The organism is Leisingera sp. NJS204 (assembly GCF_004123675.1).
Lineage (GTDB): Bacteria > Pseudomonadota > Alphaproteobacteria > Rhodobacterales > Rhodobacteraceae > Leisingera.
This window is the reverse complement of sequence record NZ_CP035417.1, coordinates 1454440-1474161: the sequence shown is the minus strand read 5'-3', so window position 1 is coordinate 1474161 and position 19722 is coordinate 1454440. Positions and strand designations below refer to the sequence as shown.

General features: G+C 62.3%; 19 protein-coding genes. 7 read left to right on the top strand and 12 right to left on the bottom strand.

Features of this window, described 5'->3' with window-relative positions; translation table 11 throughout:
• Window positions 1-100: 100 nt before the first annotated feature.
• On the top strand, window positions 101-676 hold the full coding sequence (gene betI, locus ETW24_RS07250; RefSeq protein WP_129370403.1) for a choline-binding transcriptional repressor BetI: 576 nt from the start codon (window positions 101-103) through the stop codon (window positions 674-676).
• A 3-nt stretch (window positions 677-679) separates the two neighbouring features.
• On the opposite strand, the gene ETW24_RS07245 is transcribed toward betI, so the two are convergent.
• The 4 genes from ETW24_RS07245 to ETW24_RS07230 all read right to left on the bottom strand — a co-directional run bounded on the left by ETW24_RS07245 (window position 680) and on the right by ETW24_RS07230 (window position 4377).
• Window positions 680-1708: a DUF1036 domain-containing protein gene (locus ETW24_RS07245; RefSeq protein WP_129370402.1), complete on the bottom strand. Its 1029-nt coding sequence runs from the start codon at window positions 1706-1708 to the stop codon at window positions 680-682.
• A 66-nt stretch (window positions 1709-1774) separates the two neighbouring features.
• Window positions 1775-2695: a DMT family transporter gene (locus ETW24_RS07240; RefSeq protein ID WP_254695722.1), complete on the bottom strand. Its 921-nt coding sequence runs from the start codon at window positions 2693-2695 to the stop codon at window positions 1775-1777.
• Between the two features lie 50 nt (window positions 2696-2745).
• Window positions 2746-3690 carry a pirin family protein gene (locus ETW24_RS07235; protein WP_129370401.1) on the bottom strand — a complete coding sequence of 315 codons (945 nt, stop codon included), beginning with the start codon at window positions 3688-3690 and terminating at the stop codon, window positions 2746-2748.
• An 84-nt stretch (window positions 3691-3774) separates the two neighbouring features.
• Complete coding sequence (locus ETW24_RS07230; protein ID WP_129370400.1) at window positions 3775-4377, bottom strand: LysE/ArgO family amino acid transporter; 603 nt, start codon at window positions 4375-4377, stop codon at window positions 3775-3777.
• Window positions 4378-4466: 89 nt separating this feature from the next.
• On the opposite strand from ETW24_RS07230, the gene ETW24_RS07225 reads away from it, so the two are divergent.
• The 4 genes from ETW24_RS07225 (at window position 4467) to ETW24_RS07210 (ending at window position 7454) form a co-directional block, all read left to right on the top strand.
• Complete coding sequence (locus tag ETW24_RS07225; RefSeq protein ID WP_129370399.1) at window positions 4467-5351, top strand: LysR family transcriptional regulator ArgP; 885 nt, start codon at window positions 4467-4469, stop codon at window positions 5349-5351.
• 16 nt (window positions 5352-5367) lie between these two features.
• Window positions 5368-6060 (top strand): nitroreductase family protein, encoded by a 693-nt coding sequence (locus ETW24_RS07220; protein WP_129370398.1) that lies wholly within the window; start codon window positions 5368-5370, stop codon window positions 6058-6060.
• 88 nt (window positions 6061-6148) lie between these two features.
• Window positions 6149-6985 carry a hypothetical protein gene (locus ETW24_RS07215; protein ID WP_129370397.1) on the top strand — a complete coding sequence of 279 codons (837 nt, stop codon included), beginning with the start codon at window positions 6149-6151 and terminating at the stop codon, window positions 6983-6985.
• A gap of 85 nt (window positions 6986-7070) precedes the next feature.
• Window positions 7071-7454, top strand: coding sequence for a hypothetical protein (locus ETW24_RS07210; RefSeq protein WP_129370396.1), 384 nt, complete (start codon window positions 7071-7073; stop codon window positions 7452-7454).
• Between the two features lie 73 nt (window positions 7455-7527).
• Here the strand turns inward: ETW24_RS07210 and ETW24_RS07205 are convergent, their stop codons facing one another.
• Window positions 7528-8268 carry a YebC/PmpR family DNA-binding transcriptional regulator gene (locus ETW24_RS07205; RefSeq protein WP_129370395.1) on the bottom strand — a complete coding sequence of 247 codons (741 nt, stop codon included), beginning with the start codon at window positions 8266-8268 and terminating at the stop codon, window positions 7528-7530.
• Window positions 8269-8390: 122 nt separating this feature from the next.
• On the opposite strand from ETW24_RS07205, the gene ETW24_RS07200 reads away from it, so the two are divergent.
• Complete coding sequence (locus ETW24_RS07200) at window positions 8391-10166, top strand: SLC13 family permease (protein ID WP_129370394.1); 1776 nt, start codon at window positions 8391-8393, stop codon at window positions 10164-10166.
• Window positions 10167-10452: 286 nt separating this feature from the next.
• Here the strand turns inward: ETW24_RS07200 and ETW24_RS07195 are convergent, their stop codons facing one another.
• The 4 genes from ETW24_RS07195 to mgtE form a co-directional block, all read right to left on the bottom strand.
• Complete coding sequence (locus tag ETW24_RS07195; RefSeq protein WP_129370393.1) at window positions 10453-12231, bottom strand: SLC13 family permease; 1779 nt, start codon at window positions 12229-12231, stop codon at window positions 10453-10455.
• A 213-nt stretch (window positions 12232-12444) separates the two neighbouring features.
• Window positions 12445-13257 carry a TIGR00282 family metallophosphoesterase gene (locus tag ETW24_RS07190; RefSeq protein WP_129370392.1) on the bottom strand — a complete coding sequence of 271 codons (813 nt, stop codon included), beginning with the start codon at window positions 13255-13257 and terminating at the stop codon, window positions 12445-12447.
• A gap of 113 nt (window positions 13258-13370) precedes the next feature.
• Complete coding sequence (locus ETW24_RS07185) at window positions 13371-13934, bottom strand: 5-formyltetrahydrofolate cyclo-ligase (RefSeq protein ID WP_129370391.1); 564 nt, start codon at window positions 13932-13934, stop codon at window positions 13371-13373.
• Window positions 13935-13943: 9 nt separating this feature from the next.
• Window positions 13944-15332 (bottom strand): magnesium transporter, encoded by a 1389-nt coding sequence (mgtE, locus tag ETW24_RS07180; protein WP_129370390.1) that lies wholly within the window; start codon window positions 15330-15332, stop codon window positions 13944-13946.
• Between the two features lie 144 nt (window positions 15333-15476).
• Between mgtE and guaD the strand changes: the two genes are divergently transcribed.
• On the top strand, window positions 15477-16775 hold the full coding sequence (gene guaD, locus ETW24_RS07175; RefSeq protein WP_129370389.1) for a guanine deaminase: 1299 nt from the start codon (window positions 15477-15479) through the stop codon (window positions 16773-16775).
• A 22-nt stretch (window positions 16776-16797) separates the two neighbouring features.
• Here guaD and ETW24_RS07170 read toward each other — a convergent pair whose 3' ends face one another.
• From ETW24_RS07170 to ETW24_RS07160, 3 genes are all read right to left on the bottom strand, one after another.
• Window positions 16798-18138 (bottom strand): 8-oxoguanine deaminase, encoded by a 1341-nt coding sequence (locus ETW24_RS07170; RefSeq protein ID WP_129370388.1) that lies wholly within the window; start codon window positions 18136-18138, stop codon window positions 16798-16800.
• Window positions 18139-18256: 118 nt separating this feature from the next.
• Window positions 18257-19006 (bottom strand): histidinol-phosphatase, encoded by a 750-nt coding sequence (hisN, locus tag ETW24_RS07165; RefSeq protein ID WP_254695721.1) that lies wholly within the window; start codon window positions 19004-19006, stop codon window positions 18257-18259.
• A gap of 139 nt (window positions 19007-19145) precedes the next feature.
• Window positions 19146-19517, bottom strand: a complete 372-nt coding sequence (locus ETW24_RS07160) for a helix-turn-helix domain-containing protein (protein ID WP_129370386.1) — start codon at window positions 19515-19517, stop codon at window positions 19146-19148.
• Window positions 19518-19722: the final 205 nt, after the last annotated feature.

Below are 19722 nucleotides of genomic sequence, written 5' to 3'. Positions count from 1 at the left end.
GCAGACTGATCGGCCAAATAGTTTTTTGAATGACCATTCAAGATTTGGATTCCCTCGAACAACAGTTGAAACGCCGGCCCAATTGCCGCACAACTTATTCATGAGCAGGAAACGCATCCGGGATATCCGCAACGAAGAGCTGATCGAAGCCACCATCGTTGCAGTGCATGAGCGCGGTTACGGTGTTGTAACCATGGCGGAAATCGCCAGGGAGGCCGGTGCTTCGGCGGCCTCGATAAACTATTATTTCGGCTCCAAGGAAGGGCTGATGGAAGCCACAATGCTGCATCTTCTGGGCAAGCTGCGGCGGGCCATGGCGGATGGCTATGCCACAGCGCGCACCCCGCGCGAACGGCTATATGCGGTGATGGACGCGAACTTTGCCGACGGTCTTTTCACTGTGCCCCAGTGCAGTATCTGGATGCAGTTCTGGGCAAATGCCCCCTATTCGCCGCGGCTGAGCCGCCTGCACCGAATCAACCGTGCCCGGGTGCGCAGCCATGTCCTGGCCGAGCTGCGGGCGCTGCTGCCCGGCGGACAGTTGGAAACCGCGCGCCAGGCGCTGCAATGCTATATGGACGGGGTCTGGCTACAGGCCGCGCAGTCGGAAGATCCGCTGAATCCCGAGGCCGCGCGAGCTGCGGCGCATCTGGTTGTGGATCTTGTCATCCCATAAGGCCTAGCCGCCAGGCAGCCGTTCGTAGTCCAGCCGGGTTCCGCGCGGCAAATAAATAAGTGTCATTCCATCGCGGGTCAGAGAATCGATCTGATAACACAGTTTGGTGCCGCTCTGGCTGTCCCAGGCCATCAGGAAGTCACCCGTAAACCCCATGCCGCGGCAGCCTTGCTCGATCGTGACAAACTCCGGGGTCATTTGCCTGCCGCCGTATCGGACCTGGCGCACGGCACCGGAAATGGCAAACCGGTCTTTGGGGTTTTGCACGGACCGCCACTCTCCCTGCATGTTCTGCAGCATCTTGTCGAACCGGTTCGGCACACGCGGCGTGACACTGTGCAGCTCCAGCTCTGCAAAGGAGCCGAAACGGGTGACTATCTCACCGTCAATAGCCAGCGGGGTGCCGCGCACCAGCCCCAGCAGGAATGTGAAGACCGGATCGGAGATCCGGACCTTGCCCACAGCACCGAACTCCATGCCGCCGCCAACAAAACTGCAGGTGACGGCGCCCGGACTTTTCTGCTGCTTGCAGCCTTGAAAGACCACCTCCGCCGCGTAATGAAATTGGTCTTCTGTTGCGTCATGCCCGTCTTCAGCGGCGGCAACCGCAGCCTCCCGGCGTTCGGACTGTGATCGGGAACTGAGCAGAACCTGCGGTCCTGCTGGTGCCGTAACGGTTTTGGCAAAACCCTGCATTGCATAGCCTTGTGTGGTGCAATCGCTGCCATGCTCAATCCGGAACCGGCCCTGGGCCGTGCAAAACCGGACGCTGTCGTCGCGGAAACTGTATCCGGGGCTTTTGGCGCGGAAGTAGAGAAACCGGCCCTGATAGCCGGCCGGCACCGGTTCGGCGCAATCTCCCGGGATGAGCGGCTGCCAGCCCTGTACCACCCAACGGCCGTCAATCCGCAAGCTGACGGCCAATTGATGCAAAGCCTCAGTATCGTTGCAGATACTGGGCCCGGCCTGGGCGGCCGGCGGATCAAAAAGGGCCGCCAGCAGCAACGCCGTGGGCCAAAGCCAATTCGCCATGCGCGGTCTCCGCTTGCGTCGGTAAGAGCGGGAGATTACTTCGGGTTTGTAACATCCATAAGACGATCAAACACCAGTCGCATTACCGGAAGGTGTAAGAGCCTTCTTTTTAATTCTGGCTTCACGCCACGAGATAAAACTGACCGCAGCCAGGATCAGCCCGCCGCCGGACATTACCCAGATGTCAGCCGGTTCACCAAACGCCAGTGCGCCCAGCAAGGTGGCCCAGACCAGTTGCAGGAACGTGACCGGCTGGGTCACCGCAACGGGTGCCGCAGCAAAGGCAAGCGTCATGGTGTAGTGGCCCGCGGTGGCAAAGCTGGCGACTCCGAACAGAATTGCAATCTCGGCCAGCGTGGGCGTCACCCAGACCGCCAGGGCAAAGGGGGCAAGGCCCAGAGTGACAAAGATCGACAGCATGCCGACCACGACAGCCGGGCTGTTGCTGCCGACAGTAAACTTGGCGATCAGGTAAGAGGCCCCGAAGGACACGGCAGTGAACAGCATGGCGATATGGCCGGGGGAGACTTCGCGGAAGCCCGGACGCAGGATGATCATCGCGCCGATCAAAGCGACAGCAATCGCCGATATCCGGCGCACCGCCAGCTTCTCCCCCAGAAACAGCGCAGCCCCCAAGGTGACATAGACCGGGGACAGGTAGTTCATTGCCGTAACCTCGGCCAGCGGGATCTGGGTCATAGCATAAAACCACAGGATCACGCCGGCAGAATGCACCACGCCGCGGCCTGCAAACAATGCCCAAAGCCGCGGGGTCAGCTGCGCCCGGCGCAAGGCCCCGGCCATCGGGATCAGAAACACCAGCCCCAGCAAGTACCGCAAAAAGGCGCTTTCGGCGGGCGGGATGCGGCTGCCAAGGTGTTTGACCAGCGCTGTGACCGCCACAAAGCAAAGACCGGTGACAACCATCCAGAACACCCCCCGAAGAGGGTTTTGCACGGTATAGCCGGATTTGGCGGTTTGGGACATGGCGGGACAGAACACCCGTTCGGGCGGCGGCGCAAGGCTTCACATGTGAATTATTTCCGCTTCTCCGGCAGCGGGGTGAATTCTTCATCATCGCCAGGCGGCAGCTGGAAGCGGCCCTGCTGCCAGTCGCCAGCGGCCCAGGCGGACTTGGCGTCTTCGATCCGGTCGCGGGAGGAGGCGACGAAGTTCCACCAGATATAGCGCGGCCCGTTCAGCGTCGCACCGCCCAGCGCCATCAGCCGCGCCCCTTGCGGGCCTGCGGTCACAGTGATCGCGTCACCGGGCCGGAAAACCATCATCCGGCCGGCCTCAAATGTTTCGCCGGCGATTTCCACCGATCCTTGCGTGACGTAAAGCCCCCGGTCCTCGTGATCCAAGGGCAGCGGCAGTTTGGCGCCGGCCTGCAATACCGCATCGGCATAAAATGTTTCAGAATAAAGCGTTGCAGGGGCTTTCTCACCCCAGGCGGAGCCGAGGATCAGCCGCACGGCCTTGCCCTCGCCCTCCAGCAGCGGCAGCGCGTCCTTGCCGTGGTGTTCAAAGGCCGCGGGCGTGTCCTCGTGGCTGTCGGGCAACGCGATCCAGGTCTGGATGCCGAACAGGCTGCTTGGGGCTGCGCGGGTCGTGGCCGAGGTGCGTTCGGAATGGGTGACTCCCTGGCCTGCCACCATCCAATTCACCTCGCCCGGATAGATCATCTGGTGAGTGCCTAAGGAATCGCGATGCTCGAATTCGCCCTGATAGAGATAGGTCACAGTGCCAAGGCCGATATGCGGATGCGGGCGCACGTCGATGCCCTGCCCGGTCAGGAACTCCGCCGGCCCGGCCTGATCGAAGAAGATGAACGGGCCGACCATCTGGCGGCGCGGTGCGGGCAAGGCGCGGCGGACCTCAAAGCCGCCGAGGTCACGGGCGCGCGGGATGATCACCGTTTCAATTGCATCAAGGCTGCCCGCATCGGGGCATTGCGGTTCCAGTGCCGGGTTCCAGCTCATCCTTCCCTCCTGTTGGCGGCTTCAGGAGGAAAGTAGCGCATTTCTGCGCAGGCGTTAGAGCGGCCTGCGCACAGATGCTGTTCGTCACATCATCAGCAGTTTCAGCGCAATCGCCCACATGGTCAGGCCGACGATGGCATCCAGCACCTGCCAGGCGCGCGGGCGGGCAAAGACCGGAGCCAGCAGGCTGGCGCCATAGCCGAGCGTGAAGAAAAAGGTGAAGCTGGCGATGGTGGCCCCGGCGGCAAAGACCAGCGGCTCGGGGTATTGTGCCGAGATCGAGCCAAGGAGAACCACTGTATCAAGGTAGACATGCGGGTTCAGCCAGGTCAGCGCCAGCACCGTGGCCAGTACCGGCAGCAGGGCAGCGCCGGCGCCTTCGCCCGCCGTGTCCAGGGTTTCGCCGCCGCGCCAGGCGCTGCGCAGGGCGCGGGCGCCGTACCAGATCAGAAAAGCCGCACCGCCAAGCCGCATCGCCTTTTCAAACCACGGAACTGCCAGCGCCAGCGAGCCAAAGCCGAAAACACCCGCAGTGATCAGCACCGCATCGGATCCCGCACAGGTGAAGCAGATCCAGAACACATGCTGGCGCCGCAACCCCTGTCGCAGAACAAAGGCGTTTTGGGCACCGATCGCCGCGATCAGGCTAAGGCCAAGGGCGAATCCGGCAAGCAGGCTGGGGGGCATGGTGGTCTCCATCGTTGTGCTGGGGTTTGACTAGAGACTGCCACGCCATTAATCCAGTTAAAGAAGCTTAAGTCAGATTAGAGTTGCTAATGCAGATGGATCCCAGCCAGATGGCGGCGCTGAGCGCGGTGCTGCGCCTTGGCACTTTTGAGGCCGCGGCGCAATCCTTGCGGGTGACGCCATCAGCCGTTTCGCAGCGGATCAAGGCGCTGGAGGACCGCATCGGCACCGCACTGGTGCGGCGCGGCACGCCCTGCACCGGGACGGCGGCGGGTCTCAGGATTGCCAAACATGCCGAGGACATCGGCCTGCTGGAGGCGCAGCTGGCGCGGGAACTGGCTTTGGAGGTGGATCACGGCCCGGTGCGGCTGCGGATTGCGGTCAATGCAGACAGCCTGGCCAGCTGGTTCATTGACGCGATGGCCGAGGTGGACGGGGTGCTGTTCGATCTTTTGGTGGATGATCAGGACCACAGCGCGGAGTGGCTGAAGCGCGGCGAGGTCTCTGCTGCGGTGACGGCCAGCGCCAAGCCGGTCACCGGGTTTGACGCCCATCCGCTGGGCACGCTGGACTATGTGGCAACCACCAACCCGGACTTCATGGCGCGCTGGTTTCCGGCAGGGGTGACACCGGAGGCTGCCGCCCGCGCTCCGTGCCTGATCTTCAATGCCAAGGACAATCTGCAGCGGCTGTGGCTGGAGCGGAACGTGGCGCCGCAGCTGGCGCCGCCTGCCCATTACCTGCCCTCGACCCAGGCCTTCATTGATGCCGCCGCGGCCGGCTTGGGCTGGGGTATGAATCCGTTGGCAATGGTCGCCGGCGATATCCGCAGCGGGCGGCTGGTGCCACTGATCCCTGAGACCACGCTGCCGGTGCCCTTGACCTGGCAGGTGGCGCGGGTAATGGCCCCTGCCCTTGCGGAGGTGACCCGCGCCGTGCAGAAATCTGCTAGGCAGTATTTGACCCAAAGCTAAACAGGAAAGCCCGCCGATGTTTTCAAAAGACGCTCTCAGCTATGATCCCCTGCCCTTGCCGGACCGAGCGGAGTACTCCGACGCTGAAATGCAGGAAAAAGCAGCAGAGTTCCTGGCCCATATGCGGCGGCGGCATTCGGTGCGGGACTTTACCGGCCAGCCGGTGCCGCGGCAGGTGATCGAGACCTGTATCCGTGCAGCCGGCACGGCACCCTCGGGGGCCAACCATCAGCCCTGGTTCTTTGCTGCGATTTCCGATCCGGAGCTGAAGGCGCAGATCCGCGCCGAGGCTGAAGAAGAGGAAAAAAAGTTCTATGCGGGCGGTGCGGGCGATGAATGGATCACGGCGCTGGAGCCGATCGGCACCGATGCGGACAAGCCGCATCTGACCACCGCGCCCTGGCTGATTGTGGTTTTCGCCCAGCGCTGGGGCGCTTTTGAGGACGGCAGCCGCTACAAAAACTATTATGTGCCGGAAAGCGTGAATATTGCCACCGGCGTATTACTGACAGCTTTGCATACGGCGGGCCTGTGCACTCTTACCCACACGCCGAACCCGATGAAGTTCCTGAATTGCGCCCTGGGCCGCCCTGCATCGGAAAAACCGACGATGATCATCGCCGTGGGCCATCCGGCAGAGAACGCGATGGTGCCCTCCGTTGCCAAGCTGAAAAAACCGCTCGAGGAGATTGCAGCATTTGTAGAATAGCCCTCACCGCCGGCAGCCGGAAAATTCGAATTTTCCGGCCAATTTTCTTGCAAGAAAATTGTACCGCCCGCGGCGGGCGGTGCGGCTGATGCCGGCGCCAGCCTCCTTGCGCCGCAGCCTCGGCCTGCAGGTGCTGCTGCCGCGCGCAGGGGTTGTGCTGATCTGGCTGGCGCTGAACCAATGGGTCAGCCTGCCGGTACCGCTGGTCTTTGCTTTGATGGCGGCGGACGGGCTGGTTCTGCTGTGGCAGGCCCGCGTCTTTCTGCACAGTGCCGATGCGCATGTACGCAGCACCGGTGCGATGGCGCCGGTCTGGGGCGGTTATCTGGTGCTGCTGTTTGCGGGTTTCGCGGCGGTCACCCTGTGGTGGGACGCCCAGTTGATTGCCCGGACAAAGGAGGAACCCGTCTATGCCGAACAGCGGCGGCAAGCGCGCGAAGCGCTTTACAAGCTGACAGTTTCCAATGACGGCCACGCACTGATCTTTGCAGGTGAAATCACCTTTGGCCTGACACGGCGGATTGAGCAGATGATCCTCCAGCATCCCGGGCTGCAGCGAATTACCCTGACCAGTCCCGGCGGTCTGATCGCCGAAGCCCGTGGCGCCGCCAGACTGATCCGCGAACAGGGGTTTTCCACCCGTGCAGAGGGTCTGTGTGCTTCGGCCTGCACATTGATGTTCGCAGCCGGGCTCCGGCGCAGCCTTGGCGGGGACGGGCAGCTTGGCTTTCACAGCTATGCTTTGCAGTTCGAAAGCGGTCTGCCGCAGATAAACCTGGAAAAGGAGCAGGAAAAGGACCGCGCCTTTCTGTTGCAGCAAGGGGTGAGCGCCGAGTTTGCCAACAGGGTCTTTGCCATCCCCCACCGGGAGATATGGATACCGGATGCCACGGCCCTGCGAATTGGCGGTGTCGTAACCGATTGACCGGCCAGCCGCCGTGCAACCGGTTTCTCTTGCCGCCTCTACCATCCCCCCTAGCGTTTCAGGCATCAGCCGTGGGACGTTTTGCATGGAGCATAATCTACTTGCTGCGGGCCTGGGGCTGGCAGCATCGCCTGCCACTGCCGGGCTGGACTATCCGGCTGTCTCGGAACGGTGTTTCAATTTCGAGGGCGGCGGGCCGTATCACTATGGCCGCGAGGAAGAAACCGGCAAGGATTACTGCTATGTGATCGACTATGTGAATCACTTGGAGCTGATACCGATGTATCTGCCGCGCGGAAATGTTCTGAAGTACAGCAAGCTGGACCGATCCCGGCGCGGCGGCAGGGAGGGGCGCTGCCCCCTCGGCCTTGCGGCCTCACCCCCGGGGTATTTCCGACCAGAAAGAAGCAGCAGCCCGGAGCGGTACGGGTGGCGCCATACAGGTGGCCCGAAACTGGTGGCCCGATAAAGATGGCCTGTGCGCCAAAACAAAAGCCCGCCGGAAGCGCGGCGGGCTTTCATCGTTGCGCGGCTGCAGCAGCTTAGAGCTGCGCCATGACCTCGTCAGACGCTTCGAAGTTGGTGGTGACACGCTGCACGTCGTCGTCGTCCTCCAGCGCATCGACCAGCTTCATCAGCTTTTGCATGCCTTCGAGATCCAGCTCGGTGGTGGTGCCCGGCTTCCAGACCAGCTTGGTGCTCTCGGACTCGCCCAGTTCCGCTTCCAGTGCGTTTGACACGTCATTGAGGTCGGTATCGGCGCAGTAGATGATATGGCCGTCCTCCGAGCTTTCGACATCTTCGGCGCCGGCTTCGATTGCTGCCATCATCACGGTGTCGGCATCGCCAACAGAGGCCGGATAGGTGACTTCACCCTTGCGTTCGAACATGAAGCCGACCGAACCGGTCTCGCCCAGGTTGCCGCCGTTCTTGGAAAAGGTCGAACGCACGTTGGAGGCTGTGCGGTTCTTGTTGTCGGTCATGGCCTCGACGATGACGGCCACGCCATTGGGGCCGTACCCTTCGTAGCGGATTTCGTCATAGTTTTCAGCGTCGCCGCCCACGGCCTTCTTGATCGCGCGGTCAATCACGTCCTTAGGAACAGATTGGCTTTTGGCTTCCTTGACCGCCAGGCGCAGACGCGGGTTCTTGTCGGGATCAGGGTCGCCCATTTTGGCGGCCACGGTGATCTCCTTGGCCAGCTTGGAAAACAGTTTCGACCGCGCAGCGTCCTGACGGCCTTTGCGGTGCTGAATGTTTGCCCATTTTGAATGGCCTGCCATAGTGCATCCTTGCTGCTGAATATCTGAATTGGCGCCCATATAGCCCGTGCCGGTACCGGGTTTCAAGCACCCTGCTCCGGCTTGGCCCTTGCTCCGCGGGGTTTCGGGGTTAAGCTGGCCCGATGACATATGATCAAGCTGTTTTATTTGCGTTATTTGCTGCCGTTTTTGCCCTGCTGTTATGGGGGCGTTACCGCTATGATCTGGTGGCCTTTGCGGCGCTGATGGCGGGGGTGGTGCTGGGGGTGGTTCCTGCTGGCGATGCCTTTGGCGGGTTCGGCCATCCGGCAACGCTGGTGGTGGCGCTGGTGCTGATTGTGTCCGCAGGGCTGGTGCGGTCAGGCGCGGTGTTTCTGATCACCCGCACATTGGTGGACAGTGCGCGCGGGTTGGGCGGTCATATCGCTCTGATGGGCGGGGTCGGTGCGGTGCTGTCAGCCTTCATGAACAATGTTGCGGCGCTGGCGCTGCTGATGCCGGTGGACATCCAGACCGCACGCAAGTCAGGCCGGGCGCCGGGGTTGAGCCTGATGCCCCTGTCCTTTGCCACTATTCTGGGCGGCATGGCGACCCTTATCGGCACGCCGCCCAACATCATCATTGCCGCGATCCGGGAGGAGCGGCTGGGAGAGCCGTTCCGGATGTTCGATTTTGCCCCGGTGGGCGGCGTCGCGGCGCTGGCTGGGCTTACCTTTGTGGCGCTGATCGGCTGGCGGCTGATCCCCGCGCGGGAGAATGCAGCGGGAGCGTCCGAGGCGCAGCTGGCGCCCTATATTGCTGAGCTGACTGTGGGCGAAGGGTCAGAGCTGACCGGCAAGCGGCTGGGCGAATTGGACGAAGAGGCCGAAAAGGCGGATGTGGCGATCATCGGGTTGATCCGGGACGGCAAGCGCCGCTATGGCCGCGCCAGCGCTGCGACGCTGCGGGACGGGGATACGCTGGTGATCGAGGCCGAACCGGAGGCACTTGATGAGTTCCGCAGTGCCCTGAAACTGGATTTTGCCGACGCCGCCCGGCAGGAAAAGCTGACCGCTGCAGGCGACGGGCTGGAGCTGGTTGAGGTCGTGGTGCCGGAAGCGGCCCGCGTGCGCGGGCGCAGCGCCCAGTCGATCGGACTGGCCTGGCGGCAAAGCGCGGTGCTGCTGGGGATTTCCCGTCAAGGCCGGCGGATCACTAAACATATCCGGCAGGCAGAGATCGAGGCGGGCGACATTCTGCTGCTGCTTTGCCCGCGCGGGCGCAGTGCCGATGTGACCGACTGGCTGGGCTGCCTGCCGCTGGCGCAGCGCGGGCTGGCGGTAACGGCAAATGACAAAACCTGGGCCGCCATCGGTCTGTTTGCCACTGCGGTTTTGGCGGCCTCGGCCGGGCTGATCTACCTGCCGGTGGCCCTGGGACTGGTGGCGATCGGTTATGTTCTTTTCAAGATCCTGCCGGTGGCGGAGATCTATGATCATGTGGAATGGCCGGTTGTGGTGCTGCTGGGGTCGATGATCCCGTTGGGGGCGGCGCTGGACAGTTCAGGCGGCACCGCTCTGATTGCCAATGCGCTGACAGGCCTGACCGAAGGCTTGCCCGCCTGGGCGGTGCTTACGGTGCTGATGGTGGTGACCATGACCCTGTCGGATGTGCTGAACAATACCGCCACAGCCATTGTCGCGGCACCTGTGGGCATTCAGATGGCGGAGTCCCTAGGGGTATCCCCCGATCCGTTCCTGATGGCGGTGGCGGTTGCCGCCTCGGCGGCGTTCCTGACGCCGATCGGACATAAGAACAACACGCTTGTGCTGGGTCCTGGCGGTTACCGCTTTGGCGATTACTGGCGGATGGGATTGCCGCTGGAGGTTCTGGTCATTGCCGTCTCTATTCCGGCAATCCTGGTGTTTTGGCCATTGTAGCGGGGTCTAAAACTTTTGAGGAAAAGTTTTGCCAAAATCCTTTCACAAGGATTTTGCGGCCTGCGCGGAGACTTTTGAAGGCTGTGGGGGCTGGTCCGCCCAGGCCTGCGACATCAGCACAATGGCTGTTGATCCGCCCAGGACCGCGATCAGGAACAGTTTTTTGAAATCCACTTTGCCACCCCTTGAAATACTCTCTGTTTCATATGGGCCCGGCTTTAACAATTTCACGTAAACAAATGCTGGCGAAGCGGAAAACCGCCATCACCATGGGCATCCGGTGGTGTCAGAGCGGCCAGAAAAACGGAATAATCAAGGACGCAACCATGCCGACGGTCAGGTTCAGCGGGATGCCGACACGCAGGAAATCGGTGAACTTGTAACCGCCAGGACCGTAAACCAGCGTGTTGGTCTGGTATCCGATCGGGGTGGCAAAGGAGGCCGAGGCGGCGACCATGACGGCCACCACCAAGGGGCGCGGATCCACTCCCATGGCCTGGGCCAGGCCAATGGCAATCGGGGTGACGACTACAGCCACTGCGTTGTTTGAGACCAGCTCGGTCAAGACAGAGGTCAGCAGATAGACCGCCCAGACCAGCAGGAACGGCGGCAGCATCGACAAGCCGGGGGCAATGGCATTGACGATCAGGGCAACCGCACCAGAGCTTTCCAGCGCGGCGCCGATGGCCAGCATCGAAAAAATCAACGCCAGGAGCCGCCCGTCGACAAAGGAGAACGCCTCGTCCGCGTCGATGCAGCGGGTCACGAACACCAGCGACACCATCAGCAGAGACAGCATCAGGATAGGTGCCACGCCGAAGGCGGCCAGCAGAACGATCCCCAGCAGTGCAACAACGGCAATCGGCGCGTGGCTGCGGCGGTAGGCGCGCTGGGTCGGCTGCGAGACATCGGCCAGATCCATGTCGGAGGCCAGACGCTGGATATCGGCGGGCGCCCCCTCCAGCAGCAGGGTGTCGCCGATCCGCACCACAAGGTCATCCAGCTGCACGCCGATGTTCTGGTTCCGGCGGTGCACCGCCAGGGTATAGACGCCGTAGCGGCGGCGCAGGCGCATGGCGCCAAGGCTGCGGCCCACCATGCGGCATCCGGGCGTGATCAGCACCTCCACGGTTTCGGTCTCGACGGCGGAAACCTGATCCACCCGCTTGAGCTCTTTGTTGGTTTGCAGGCTCAACAGCTCGGTCATCCGGGTGCGCAGCACCACCCGGTCGCCGACCTGCAGCTCCACACCCATGAGGTTGCGGCGCAAAGAGTCATCGCCGCGGATCACGTCGATCAGCCGCACGCCAGGGCGTTTGAACAGCTGCACGCCGGTGACTTCGCGGCCGATCAGGTTGCTTTCGGGCGGGATCACCGCTTCGGTGAAGAATTTCATCTTGGATTTGTCGCTCAGCAGCATGGCCATACTGTCACGGTCCGGCAGCAAACGCGGCGCGATAAAGCGCAGGTAGATCATGCCATAGATGACCAGGATCACGCCCAGCGGCGTGACCTCAAAAATAGTGAAAGGCTGCAGGCCCTGCGCCCGCGCAACACCATCCACCAGCAGGTTGGTCGAGGTTCCGATCAGTGTCAGCGTGCCGCCCAGGATCGCCGCATAGCTGAGCGGGATCAGCATCTTGGAGGCGGAAACCTTCAGGGTGCGGGAGATCTGGATGAACACTGGTATCATCACCACCACCACCGGCGTGTTTGACACCACGGCAGAGGCCGCAACCACAAAGGCCATCAGCAAGGCAACCGCAAGCTTGGGGCTCACCTCAGCCTGCTTTTTGGCGATTTGAGTGAAGGCATCCAGCGCACCGGTCCGCACCAAGGCACCCATGATGATGAACATCGCCGCAATGGTCCAAGGCGCCGGGTTGGACAGCACCGGCAACGCCTGATTGTAGGGCAAAACGCCAGTGGCCAGCATTGCTGCAACGCCGGTCAGCGCCACAACTTCGGTGGGATAGGTTTCGCGCAGAAAAGCCACGAACATGGCCAGAACAATGGCTATCGCCAGGACCGCGCTGCCGGAATCACCTAGTTGGAAAAACTGCATATACCGTGACGATGCCTTATTGTTTCAGACGGGTTTAGCGCGCTGCTGCACGCTCCGCCATCGCGCAGTTTCCCTGAAACCCTTGGCCTGAGCAAGAATTTCCGCGCCCGCCCCGCTGCGGAGGCCTGGATTCGGGAATTTATGCGGAAAATCGCGGCTGCACCGGCAATTCATCCCGCCACAAGCTGCACCGCGGGGCGGAAAGGCATTCTGTCAGGGGGCGGCCTCCTGCAGCAGGCCGCCGTTGCGCACCATGCGAATCTGCTTGGCAGCACCTGTGCGGTCGTCAGTCTCGACAAACACGCCGGACAGGGTGGCCGCACCGTTTGCAGGGGTAAAGCGCGCCTTGGGCATTCCGGTCAGGAAGCGGCGCATCGGCTCGGCCTTGTCCATACCGATGACCGAATTGTAATCACCGCACATGCCGGCATCGGTCAGATAGCCGGTGCCTTCGGACAGGATCTGCGCGTCAGCCGTTGGAACATGGGTATGGGTCCCGACCACCAGCGAGGCACGCCCGTTGCAGAAATGTCCCATCGCCATCTTCTCGGAGGTGGCTTCGCAATGCACATCCACAATGATGGCCTGTGCCAGCCCGCCCCGGGGGTGCGATTTCAGCACCGCCTCAACCGCGCCGAAGGGATCATCGAAAGCGCGCTTCATGAACACTTGGCCCAGCACCTGCACCACCAGCACCTTGCGCCCGCCCGGGGCCTGGAACAGCCGGAAGCCGCGGCCCGGTGCGCCTTTGGCAAAGTTCAGCGGCCGGATAATGCGCTGCTCCTTCTCAATGAACTGCAGCATGTCCTTTTGATCAAAGGCATGGTCGCCCAGGGTCAGGCAATCAACGCCGGCCTCCAGCAGCAGTTTGGCGTGCTCGCCGCTCAGCCCCATGCCGTTGGAGGCGTTTTCGCCGTTCACCACAACAAAATCGAGCCGCCAGTCCTGGCGCAGCCGCCGCAGATTTTCGGTAATGGCACTGCGCCCCGCGCGGCCCATCACATCGCCTAGAAACAGAATTCGCATGCGGGCGTGGTACGCGGATGCGGACGGCAGAACAAGGCCTGCGGCAGGCGCGCAAAACTTTTCTGAAAAGTTTTGCCAAGATTTTTCGAAAAATCTTGGTCGCGCGGCCAGCGTCAGCGGCTGAATTGCAGGATCCGGCTTTCGGTAATCAGCATGTCCAGCGGTTGATCGGTGGGTTCCAGCGGCAGGTCTTCGGCCTCTTGCGCGTCAAAGGCAAAGCCGATCGCCAGCGTCGCCCGCTTGCCGCGCAGCAATTCCAGCGTGCGGTCATAAAAGCCGCCGCCGTAACCCAGCCGTCCGCCCTTGGCATCAAAGGCAACCAGCGGCACCACCAGGATCTCAGGCTCGAAAAAGTCATCTGCCTCGGGAACCATGGCGCCAAAAGGGCCGTCGCGCAGCGGGCCTTCGGGCTGCCAGCGGCTGAATTTGAGCGGCTGGCCCGCCCCCATGATAACCGGAACGCCAACAGGCCCGTGCGCTGCCGCTTCGGCCATTGCGGGCACCGGGTCGATCTCGGTGCGGATCGGCAGAAAACCCGACAGCGGCACGCCGCGGTAACCGGCCAGCACCTCGGACAGATGGCCTGCGGCACCTGGAGTATTGCGGGCATGCGCCTGCTTGCGGCGGGCAAAGGCGGCCTTGCGGGCGGCGGCCTTGATTTCAGTCAGATCCGTCATCGCGGTCTCCTACAGCAAAACAGTTGCGGCAAGCCCGAGGAAGGCAAAGAACCCGACCACATCGGTCACCGTGGTCACAAAAGCGCCTGAGGCCAGCGCCGGGTCAATACCGGCTTTCTCCAATAGAACCGGGATCACCGTTCCCGCCAGCCCCGCCACGACCAGATTGATCACCATAGCGACGGCAATCACGACCCCCAGCATCGGCGAGCCGAACCAAGCGAGGCCCACCAGACCCATCACAATGGCAAAGATCACCCCGTTGACCAGCCCCACCAGCACTTCGCGGCGGATCACCCGCCAGACGTTGGAGCCGGTAAGGTCGCGGGTGGCAATCGCGCGCACGGCAACCGTCAGCGACTGGGTGCCGGCATTACCGCCCATCGAGGCGACAATCGGCATCAGCACCGCAAGGGCCACGAACTGCGAAATGGTTGCTTCAAACTGCGCAATCACCAGCGAGGCCAATATCGCCGTGACCAGATTCACAGCGAGCCAGGGGAACCGGCGTTTGGTGGTTTCAATCACCCGGTCAGCCAGCGAGCTTTCCTCGCCCACACCGGCCAGGCGCAGGATGTCTTCTTCGTGTTCTTCGTCCTGCACGATCATCGCATCGTCGATGGTGATCACACCGACCAGACGCCCCTCAGCGTCGGTCACGGGCGCCGAGATCAGGTGGTACTGGTTGAAGGCATAAGCCACGTCTTCCTCGTCCTGATCGGCGGGGATCACCTGAAAGGTGTCCTCGACCAGTTCGGTCAGCGGCACTTGGCGTTTGGTAGCCATGATCCGGCCAAGGGTGACATTGCCAATCGGATGCAGACGCGGATCAACCAGGACCACGTGATAGAACTGCTCTGGCAAATCATCCGAGTTGCGCATGAAATCAATGGCCTGACCGACATTCCAATGCTCAGGCGCCATCACCACTTCGCGCTGCATCAAGCGGCCGGCCGAGTTTTCCGGATAGCTCAGAGATTGCTCAACCGCGACCCGGTCGGCATCTTCAAGCGCCTCAAGAATGGCTTCCTGCTGCGGCACCTCAAGGTCTTCGAGAAGGTCGACGACATCGTCGCTTTCCATCTCCCGGACCGCGTCGGCCAGAACCAGCGGGTTCAGCGTCTCGATGACTTCTTCGCGGATCGACTCGTCCAGTTCGGACAGGATCTCGCCGTCGAACTCACGGTCGTAAAGCCGGATCAGCCGCGCCCGGTCGCTGGCATCGATCTGTTCCAGAAGGTCGGCGATGTCGGCTGCGTGCAGGTCTTCGAGCAGATCCGTCAGCGCCTGCTGATCGCCCTGCTCCACCGCACCCAGAATCCGGGCAACCAATTTGCGGTCCAGGTCATAGGAGTCGTCCTGAGACAGATCGCCGGTGATGTTGTCGCCGCTGCTCATGTGTTGCCCCCGGGTATTTTATTAGTGTCTGCCTGCAAAGTAGAAGAAGCGGCTACCGGAAAACAATGACATCGGAATAATTTACCGGAGCTGATGCGGCGGGTATCCTGCCAAGAGCCATTTTGCAAGGAAAGGGTTGGAAGAATGGGCACCGATTACATCCTGAAAGGGCACGTACTGTCTTTTGCCGGCTCTCCCTTTGCCGCGGACCGGCCCGAAGACGCGGCCCGTCTGCTGGACGCGGTGGCGGTGCAAAACGGCAAGGTCGCGGGTGCCGGGCCGCTGGCAGAGATGCAGGCGCTGCTGCCAAAGGCGGAAACCGTGGACCACAGCGGCAAGCTGATCATGGCAGGGTTTGTGGACGCCCACGTGCATTATCCGCAGACCGCGATTATCGCCAGCTGGGGCAAGCGGCTGATCGACTGGCTGAACAGCTATACCTTCCCGGAGGAGATGCGGTTCGGCGACCGCGCCTATGCAGACGGAATTGCCAACAGGTATCTGGACCTGACTGCCGCACATGGCACCACCACAGCCTGCAGCTATTGCACAATTCACTCCGAAAGCGTGGATGCGTTTTTCACGGCCGCGCAATCGCGCGGGCAGCGGGTGGTTGCGGGCAAGACCTGCATGGACCGCAACGCGCCGGAGGAACTGCGGGATACCGCGCAGTCGGCTTATGACGATTCAGACGCATTGATCGGGCGCTGGCACGGTGTGGACCGGCTGGAATATGCAATTACCCCGCGGTTTTCGCCCACCTCCACCCCTGCGCAGCTGGAGGCAATGGGTGCACTGTGGGGCAAGCACCCGGAATGCCTGATGCAAACGCATCTGAGCGAGCAGACTGATGAAATCGAATGGGTCAGGTCGTTGTTTCCGCAAGCCCGCGATTATCTGGACACCTATGAGGAGTTCGGACTGTTGGGCGCCAGGGGCCTTTATGGCCACGCAATCCATCTGGAGGAGCGTGAACGGCACCGGTTGCGGGACTTTGGCGCGGCGCTGATCCACTGCCCGACGTCGAATACCTTTATCGGCTCCGGGCTGTTCGACATGGCAGGGCTGATGGCAGAGGGCCAGCGGATCGGGCTTGCCACTGACACCGGCGGCGGGTCCAGCTTTTCGATGCTGCGCACCATGGCGGCGGCCTATGAGATCGGCCAGCTGCGCGGCACGCCGCTGCATGCAGCACAGCTGTTGTGGCTGGCGACCCAAGGATCCGCCACGGCGCTGCGGATGGAGGCAAAGATCGGCAATATCGCCCCCGGAATGGAGGCGGATCTGGTGGTGCTGGATCTGGCCTCGGCCCCGGCGATCGCGCAGCGGTCCGCGCGGGCGGAGGATATCTGGGAGGCGGTGTTCCCCACCATCATGATGGGCGACGACCGCGCCATTGCCGGGGTCTGGATTGGCGGGCGACCGGTTGAGCAGAGGCGCTGATGCGCCTCAGCCTTGAGTATTTTCAGAAAGATGAAGCCAGCGCCCGCGCCAGTTTCCCGTGGCGTTCGATCAGCTGCGGCAGGTCGAGCGTTGTGATCTCGCCGCTGCGGATGATCTGCTTGCCTTCGACAAACAAGTGTTTCACCTGGGTCGGACCGGCCAGCAGCAGGGCTGCGGTGTCCCAGCTGCCGCTGGAGGCAATGCCTGTGGTGTCCCAGACCGCGATATCGGCGCGCTTGCCCGGTGCCAGGCGGCCGCAATCCGGGCGGCCCAGCACATCGGCGCCGCCGCGGGTGGCGATCTCCAGCGTTTCATAAGCGCTCATCGCGTCGGCGCCATTGGCAACCCGCTGCAGCAGCATGGCCTGCCGCGCCTCTGACGCCAGGCCGGCCATGTCGTTGCTGGCGGAGCCGTCCACGCCCAGCCCCACAGGAACCCCGGCGTCCCGCATTACGCGCACAGGGGCAATGCCGCTGCCCAGACGGCAGTTGGAACAGGGGCAATGGGCAACCCCGGTGCGGGTTCTGGCAAAAAGGTCAATCTCTTTCACGTCGAGCTTCACGCAGTGGGCATGCCAGACATCATCGCCGGTCCAGCCAAGCTCTTCGGCATACTGGCCGGGGCGGCAGCCGAATTTGGCCTCGGAATAGGCAATGTCTTCGTCGTTTTCGGCCAGATGGGTGTGCAGCATCACGCCTTTGTCACGGGCCAGCAGTGCGGCATCGCGCATCAGCTCGCGGCTGACCGAAAACGGCGAGCATGGAGCCAGGCCGACGCGGCACATGGACCCTTCGCCTGCATCGTGGAAGCCATCAACAACCCGGATCATGTCGTCGAGAATGGCCTGCTCTTTCTCGACCAGGCTGTCAGGCGGCAATCCGCCGTCGCTTTCGCCGATGCTCATCGCGCCGCGGGTCGGGTGAAAGCGCAGGCCCACATCGCGGGCGGCATGGATAGTGTCCTCCAGCCGCGAGCCATTGGGGTATAGGTACAGGTGGTCGGAACTGAGCGTGCAGCCCGACAGCGCCAGCTCCGCCAGGCCCAGCTGGGCAGAGACGAACATCTCGTCCGGGGTGAACTGCGCCCAGATGGGATAGAGCCGCTGCAGCCAGCCGAACAGCAGCGCATCTTGCGCACCCGGCACCGCGCGGGTCAGGTTCTGGTAGAGGTGGTGATGGGTGTTGACCAGCCCGGGAGTGACGACGCAGCCGCGCCCGGAAATCACCTCCTCGCTGGTCTGCAGCCCCTGCCCCACTGCGGCAATCACGCCGCCACGGATCAGCACATCAGCGCCGTGCAGCACACGGCGCGTGTCATCCATCGTCAGGATGGTGTCGGCATTTTGTATCAGGATCTCTGTCATTTACACACACTCCAAAAGACAGCCCGCTTCAGAGGAATGTGTGATTGACCGGTGGAAAACGGGCGAAGAACCGGCCTGCCGGGAAAACTACAAGCCGGGGGCGCCAATTTCAACCCGTTTACGTCTGTTGCAGCAGTTCCAGCGCAGCCGCGTGAATATCCGCGTTGGCCGCGGCCAGGGCACGGCCGCCGTTGTGAGCCGGGTTGCCCTGCCAGTCAGTGACCATGCCGCCTGCCGCCTGGATCAGCGCAATCGGCGCCTGAATGTCATAAGCGTTGAGACCGGCCTCGATCACCAGATCCACTTGTCCTGCCGCCACCAGCGCATAGGCATAACAGTCGGTGCCATAGCGGGTCAGCTTGGAGCGGGCCGAGACCCGTTCGAACGCAGCGCGGTCTTCCGCTGTGCCGACCTCCGGGAATGTGGTGAACAGGATGGCGTCTTCCAGCGCCGCAGTGGCGCGGGTCTGCAGAGGTCTTTTGCCTAATGGGCCGGTCATGGAAGCAATATCCGGCCCGCCGCAGAAACGCTCGCCGGTATAGGGCTGGTCGATTACCCCCAGGAACGGGCCGTTTTCATTCGACAGCGCAATCAGCACGCCCCAGGTTGGCGTACCGCTGATGAAACCGCGGGTTCCGTCAATCGGGTCCAGCACCCAGGTGCGGCCCGAAGTCCCCGGCTTGGTGCCGAACTCTTCGCCCAGAATTCCGTCATCGGGGCGCAACTCCGCCAGCACTGCCCGCATCGCCTGCTCGGCAGCGCGGTCCGCAACCGTGACCGGATCAAACCCGCCGTCGAGTTTGTTCTCAGCGGTCAGCGAAGATGTGCGGAAATGCGGCAGGATGGCGGCGCGGGCTGCGTCTGCCATCCTGTGTGCAACGTCAAGATCGGGAAAAGCGGCCTGTGTCATACCAATACGGGTGCCACTCACCCGGCACTATTGCAAGCGCAAACCCTGGCATCGCAGGTTTTGCGCTTGTTATTACCCTTCATTCGCCGTCAGGATTTCAGGCGACGTCGCTCAGCACGCGTGCCAGCTCAAACAGGCGGCGGCGCTGGTTTTCCGGGATTGCATAGTAGGAGCGCACCAGATCAAGAGCTTCCTTGTCGCCCATCAGATCTTCCGGAACGGAGGCTTTATCCGACGAGGATTTGCCTTCTTCCTGCAGACCTTCGAAGAAGAAGCTCACCGGCACCTCAAGGGCGTCGGAAATATCCCAGAGCCGCGAGGCGCTGACCCGATTGGCACCGGTCTCGTATTTCTGAATTTGCTGAAATTTAATGCCGACCTGCTCGGCGAGTTGCTGCTGTGTCATGCCGATCAGCCACCGGCGGTGGCGGATGCGCTTTCCCACATGCACGTCAACTGGATGAGCCATGCGTTTCTCCTAAGTCCAAAAATCCGGCTGCAACCCGGACCGCTGCGTTCCTATAACCTGTTCTGGCGGCTTCAATTCTTTGCCGGAACACGGTTCCCCATCAGAGCGATCAAAGCTCAACCTCTGAGCAAAAGTGTACAACCCTTGCGATTGATTGCAAGGCTGCCGTCGCCCCGTGCGCGGACCGCACGTTCAAGCGCATGAT

What these genes read in the sequence shown, in the direction of transcription:
- ETW24_RS07190 (WP_129370392.1), bottom strand. Translation starts at nt 13,257, where the DNA reads ATGCGAATTCTGTTTCTAGGCGATGTGATGGGCCGCGCGGGGCGCAGT.
- ETW24_RS07170 (WP_129370388.1), bottom strand. Translation starts at nt 18,138, where the DNA reads ATGACAGAGATCCTGATACAAAATGCCGACACCATCCTGACGATGGAT.
- mgtE (WP_129370390.1), bottom strand. Translation starts at nt 15,332, where the DNA reads ATGAGCAGCGGCGACAACATCACCGGCGATCTGTCTCAGGACGACTCC.
- guaD (WP_129370389.1), top strand. Translation starts at nt 15,477, where the DNA reads ATGGGCACCGATTACATCCTGAAAGGGCACGTACTGTCTTTTGCCGGC.
- betI (WP_129370403.1), top strand. Translation starts at nt 101, where the DNA reads ATGAGCAGGAAACGCATCCGGGATATCCGCAACGAAGAGCTGATCGAA.
- ETW24_RS07200 (WP_129370394.1), top strand. Translation starts at nt 8,391, where the DNA reads ATGACATATGATCAAGCTGTTTTATTTGCGTTATTTGCTGCCGTTTTT.
- ETW24_RS07215 (WP_129370397.1), top strand. Translation starts at nt 6,149, where the DNA reads ATGCCGGCGCCAGCCTCCTTGCGCCGCAGCCTCGGCCTGCAGGTGCTG.
- ETW24_RS07210 (WP_129370396.1), top strand. Translation starts at nt 7,071, where the DNA reads ATGGAGCATAATCTACTTGCTGCGGGCCTGGGGCTGGCAGCATCGCCT.
- ETW24_RS07185 (WP_129370391.1), bottom strand. Translation starts at nt 13,934, where the DNA reads ATGACGGATCTGACTGAAATCAAGGCCGCCGCCCGCAAGGCCGCCTTT.
- ETW24_RS07230 (WP_129370400.1), bottom strand. Translation starts at nt 4,377, where the DNA reads ATGCCCCCCAGCCTGCTTGCCGGATTCGCCCTTGGCCTTAGCCTGATC.
- ETW24_RS07235 (WP_129370401.1), bottom strand. Translation starts at nt 3,690, where the DNA reads ATGAGCTGGAACCCGGCACTGGAACCGCAATGCCCCGATGCGGGCAGC.
- ETW24_RS07205 (WP_129370395.1), bottom strand. Translation starts at nt 8,268, where the DNA reads ATGGCAGGCCATTCAAAATGGGCAAACATTCAGCACCGCAAAGGCCGT.
- ETW24_RS07160 (WP_129370386.1), bottom strand. Translation starts at nt 19,517, where the DNA reads ATGGCTCATCCAGTTGACGTGCATGTGGGAAAGCGCATCCGCCACCGC.
- ETW24_RS07220 (WP_129370398.1), top strand. Translation starts at nt 5,368, where the DNA reads ATGTTTTCAAAAGACGCTCTCAGCTATGATCCCCTGCCCTTGCCGGAC.
- ETW24_RS07225 (WP_129370399.1), top strand. Translation starts at nt 4,467, where the DNA reads ATGCAGATGGATCCCAGCCAGATGGCGGCGCTGAGCGCGGTGCTGCGC.
- ETW24_RS07245 (WP_129370402.1), bottom strand. Translation starts at nt 1,708, where the DNA reads ATGGCGAATTGGCTTTGGCCCACGGCGTTGCTGCTGGCGGCCCTTTTT.
- ETW24_RS07240 (WP_254695722.1), bottom strand. Translation starts at nt 2,695, where the DNA reads ATGTCCCAAACCGCCAAATCCGGCTATACCGTGCAAAACCCTCTTCGG.
- ETW24_RS07195 (WP_129370393.1), bottom strand. Translation starts at nt 12,231, where the DNA reads ATGCAGTTTTTCCAACTAGGTGATTCCGGCAGCGCGGTCCTGGCGATA.
- hisN (WP_254695721.1), bottom strand. Translation starts at nt 19,006, where the DNA reads ATGGCAGACGCAGCCCGCGCCGCCATCCTGCCGCATTTCCGCACATCT.